Raw genomic sequence first — 2,455 nt, 5'->3', positions numbered from 1 at the left:
CGCGCCACGACCTCGACGGCATGTTCGCGATCGGCGGCGAGCTGTGATGCTGCGCGCATGCTGAGCCAGATCGTCGCCATCGGCCGCAACCGCGTCATCGGCGCCGGCAACGCGCTGCCGTGGCGCCTGCCCGATGACCTTGCGCACTTCAAGCGCCTGACGCTCGGCAAGCCGGTGCTGATGGGGCGCAAGACCTGGGAGTCGCTGGGCCGGCCGCTGCCGGGGCGCGACAACCTCGTCATCACACGCAATCCCGGCTACCACGCCGCCGGTGCGCGGGTGTTTGCGTCGCTCGATACCGCACTCGCCGCCTGCAGCGATGCACCCGAGATCATGCTGATCGGCGGTGCCGAGCTGTACGCGCAGACGCTGCCGATCTGCGACCGCCTCTACCTGACCGAGGTCGACGCCGCGCCGGACGGCGATGCGTTCTTCCCGGCGCTCGATCCGGCCGACTGGCGGGAGACCGCTGCCGAGCCGCATCCGGCCGATGCGCGCCACGCCCACGCCTTCACGTGGCGGACGCTGGAGCGCGTGCGCCGCTGAAAACCTGCCGCCGGAACCGCCGGCCCCGCATCCCGGTCGGAGCGCGAGAACGACCACCGGGGGGATGCGACGATGGAAGCGCCGGACTGGGCCAAGCTCTGGCTCGGCAACGAGTCACCGGATTTCCTGATCGAGATCGCGCTGCGCAGCGTCGTCATGTACGTGGCGCTGATGCTGTGGCTGCGTCTGCTCGGACGGCGCACGCTCGGGCAGTTGTCGATCCTCGAATTCGGCATGGTCATCATCCTCGGCTCGGCGGCCGGCGATCCGACCTTCTACGACGACGTGCCCCTCCTGCACGGAATCGCCGTGATCGCGGTGATCACGCTGCTGCAGCTCGGCTACACGCAGCTGCTGGCGCGCTCCGAGAAGGTCGAGACGCTGATGGAAGGCAAGCCGGTCGAACTCGTGCGCGACGGCGTGCTGCAGGTGCGCGCGATGGCCGGCGTGCCGATGAACCCCGAGGAAGCCTTCGAGGCGCTGCGCCTGCGCGACATCGAACAGCTCGGTCAGGTGCGCCGCGCCTACATCGAGCAGGGCGGACAGATCAGCGTGCTGCGCTGGCGGCCCGAGGAAACCCCGCCCGGCCTGCCGCTGATCCCGCCCTGGGATCTCGAACAGCCGCCGAAATGGCACGCCGATGCGCTGCCGCAGGCCGGCGGCCTGCGCTTCTGCTGCGCGAACTGCGGCCTGTGCCCGGACACCACGCCGGACGGCCCCTGCCCGCACTGCGACTGCGATGAATGGACGGTTGCCGTGCAGCGGGCGCTGGAGCCGCTGCCGGTGGCCCTGACCCGCATCGCCACACCGATCCCCGAACACGCCTGAGGCGGGCGCGCCGGGGCGTTCAAATATGAAATAAGGTTAACGCCCTGCCGCCGCCGCTGCCGCTATACCTGCAAGGTCTCCGCACCGGACGACCGGGCTTCCGTCAGCTTGGGCCGAACGACCGGCGGGGACTCCAGGTACCGGTTCGTTCGCCTCGGCCGTCCCACTGGCCCTGCGGCGTCCAGCTTTCATCCGGACGAACCGGTGCCGCCTTTTCTGTCGTTCCCGCGCTGCCGGCTGGCGTTGCCCGTTCACGGCACACCCCGATGCCCGACGATCTCCTCCGCGCCCTGTTCGCCGATCCCGACCTGCCCGAGCTGCTGATCCGGCTCGGCTGTGCCTGGGGGGTCGGTGCGCTGATCGGTCTCGAACGCACCTTCCGCGGCCGTCCGGCCGGCTTCCGCACGCACGCGCTGGTCTGTCTGGCTTCGGCGCTGCTGATGCTGCTCGGCGTGCAGCCGCAGGCCTGGCTTGAGGATGCCGATGCCGCGCTGCGCACCGATCCGACGCGCGTCGCGCAGGGCATCATGACCGGCGTCGGCTTCATCGGCGCCGGCGTGATCTTCCGCGAGGGGCTGACGGTGCGCGGACTGACCACGGCCGCGTCGCTGTGGATCACCGCCGTACTCGGCCTGCTGTATGGAGCCGGCTACTTCGAACCGGCCGTGATCGTGTCGCTGCTGACGCTGACGACCCTGTCGGCCTTCCACTGGATCGAGAAGCGCGTGCCGGCGTGGCACTACGCGCAGCTGACCGTGCGCTACGACACGGCGGCCGTACCCGATGAGGCCACGCTGCGCAGCCGCTTCGCCGCCTGCCGCGTCGGCATCACGCAGATCGGCTACCGGCTCACCGAAAACGGCCGGCGCTTCGAATACCGGCTGGTCGTGCGCACGCGCAGTTCCGCCGGCTTCGAACCCCTGTGCCGGCAACTGCGCGCCGAGACCGCCGTGCCGGCCTTCCGGCTGGCACCGATGGGCGACTGACGCCCGCCCTTCGCTGGCGCCCGCATAGCGCAATCCCGGTCAGGGCGAGGCCGTGCTGTATCTGGCGCTGATCCCGGCCTGAAAACCGGAACCGG

At 70.4% G+C, this 2,455-nt stretch carries 3 protein-coding genes; all 3 read left to right on the top strand.

Translation table 11 applies throughout. The features are described 5' to 3' along the window. Positions 1–57: 57 nt before the first annotated feature. The 3 genes from folA (at position 58) to PKE44_RS15895 (ending at position 2,360) form a co-directional block, all read left to right on the top strand. The gene (gene folA, locus PKE44_RS15905; protein ID WP_324553081.1) at positions 58–546 is read left to right on the top strand and encodes a type 3 dihydrofolate reductase; all 489 of its coding nucleotides are present in this window, start codon (positions 58–60) and stop codon (positions 544–546) included. A 72-nt stretch (positions 547–618) separates the two neighbouring features. After that, positions 619–1,374: a DUF421 domain-containing protein gene (locus PKE44_RS15900; RefSeq protein ID WP_324553073.1), complete on the top strand. Its 756-nt coding sequence runs from the start codon at positions 619–621 to the stop codon at positions 1,372–1,374. A 266-nt stretch (positions 1,375–1,640) separates the two neighbouring features. Next, complete coding sequence (locus tag PKE44_RS15895; protein WP_324553071.1) at positions 1,641–2,360, top strand: MgtC/SapB family protein; 720 nt, start codon at positions 1,641–1,643, stop codon at positions 2,358–2,360. Positions 2,361–2,455: the final 95 nt, after the last annotated feature.

It is taken from the genome of Plasticicumulans sp. (assembly GCF_035331805.1).
Taxonomy (GTDB): domain Bacteria; phylum Pseudomonadota; class Gammaproteobacteria; order Competibacterales; family Competibacteraceae; genus Plasticicumulans.
The sequence above is the reverse complement of the archived record's forward strand: the minus strand, read 5'-3'. Positions and strand labels throughout refer to the sequence as shown.

Excerpts from the sequence above, each read along its gene's own strand:
- folA (WP_324553081.1), top strand. The coding sequence starts at position 58 with ATGCTGAGCCAGATCGTCGCCATCGGCCGCAACCGCGTCATCGGCGCC.
- PKE44_RS15900 (WP_324553073.1), top strand. The coding sequence starts at position 619 with ATGGAAGCGCCGGACTGGGCCAAGCTCTGGCTCGGCAACGAGTCACCG.
- PKE44_RS15895 (WP_324553071.1), top strand. The coding sequence starts at position 1,641 with ATGCCCGACGATCTCCTCCGCGCCCTGTTCGCCGATCCCGACCTGCCC.